Raw genomic sequence first — 926 nt, forward strand, 5'->3', positions numbered from 1 at the left:
AGTTTATACGGGGCAAAATTATATCACGAAAGTGAGCAGTCGACCCAGTATGGTGATACCCGCACATTAGCGACGGTGTTTTTATCGAATGGTGAAACCCGGGGCAGTCACAATGAATTAGCATCGACCGGTGGTAGTTTATACTTTTTAAAACATCAGCGTATAACCGAAGGGAGTTTAAAACTGTCGGTAGAAGTGCGTGACCGTAATACCGGTCGGGTACTGAGTACCAGCACCCTGACCGAAGGGGTTGATTATGAAGTGAACCAGTTTCAGGGTCGGGTGATATTAACCAAAGCCCTGCCGATGACGACAAACGGGGGCACAGGTAGCTCAATTATCGAAAGCGGTAATCTGGTTGGGGGTGACCCGGTGTGGATTATTGCGGAATATGAATATTATTCAGACGGTTTTGACTTTGACGGTCAAAAAGTGTTTGGTGGTCGGGCTTATCACTGGTTAAACGACCATATTCGTATTGGCGGGACATATATCAGTGAAGACCAGGCAAGCGGTGAAACGTATGAGTTAAAAGGACTGGATGTGATTGTCAGACCGACGCAGGGAACACACACGCATTTTGAATATGCCAAAAGTAAGGCCGGGATGAGTGATATTTTTGTGTCGAGCAATGGTGGTCTGTCATTTAATCAGACGGTGTTATCGGGTGATACACGGGGAGCGGCATGGAAGATTAACCAAAAAATCGAATTCAGTGATTTGATGGGTGAGGATATTCCGTTAAGTTTTACAGGTTATTACTCAATGCAGCAGGAAGGCTTTTCGTCCTTTGCTAAAGCCCGCAGCAGTGATTTAGAAGAGTGGGGTGGCGAATTACGTTATGACTTTGAGGCGGATAAAAAAGGGGTCTTACTGGGTTACAGCAGTGAAAAAGACAAGGCAAATTATGTTGAAAAAATAGCCCG

At 45.4% G+C, this 926-nt stretch carries 1 pseudogene; it reads left to right on the forward strand.

Annotated features, from left to right (window positions below):
• Positions 1 to 926 (forward strand): annotated as a pseudogene (locus ACKJXD_RS11905) (hypothetical protein); the annotation flags it as partial.

Origin of the sequence: Gilliamella sp. G0441, from assembly GCF_050589305.1 — a bacterium.
In the GTDB taxonomy this organism is placed as follows: domain Bacteria; phylum Pseudomonadota; class Gammaproteobacteria; order Enterobacterales; family Orbaceae; genus Gilliamella.